At 55.7% G+C, this 503-nt stretch carries 1 protein-coding gene; it reads right to left on the reverse strand.

The window, feature by feature from the left end; all coding sequences use genetic code 11:
* Positions 1-503 (reverse strand): IS5/IS1182 family transposase (locus HMPREF9371_RS10930; protein WP_009120217.1); only part of this gene is annotated, 503 nt, incomplete at both ends.

A 503-nucleotide genomic window follows, 5' to 3' on the forward strand; every position in this document is an offset into this window, starting at 1 on the left:
CCGGGGTGATGTGCAGTTTCTCGATATAGCCTTCCGCATCGGTACGGGTGTGTTGTTTATAGCCCAGATGGAAGCGGCCGTCTTTTTTGATCCAACGGGCATCTTTGTCTTTACTCGGTGTGGTTTGACTGTTGACCTGCCCCTCGTCATCCACTTCGATGGACTGACGCTGTTTGCCGCCAGCCGTCTGAATAATGGTGGCGTCAACGATGGCGGCGGATGCTTTCTCTACTTTTAGGCCCCGGTCAGTCAGTTGGCGGTTAATCAGAGCCAGCAGTTCGGCCAGGGTGTTGTCTTGCGCCAGCCAGTTGCGGTAGCGGCAGAGGGTGCTGTGGTCGGGAATGCGGAAGTCGTCGAAGCGGTAGAAGAGTTGGAAATCGATGCGGGTGATGAGGCTGTATTCGAGTTCGGGATCGGAAAGATTGTGCCATTGGCCGAGTAGAACGGCTTTGAACATGGATAACAGGGGATAGGCGGGACGCCCGCCGTTGTCGCGCACATAA

The sequence above is a fragment of the Neisseria shayeganii 871 genome (genome assembly GCF_000226875.1).
In the GTDB taxonomy this organism is placed as follows: Bacteria; Pseudomonadota; Gammaproteobacteria; order Burkholderiales; family Neisseriaceae; genus Eikenella; species Eikenella shayeganii.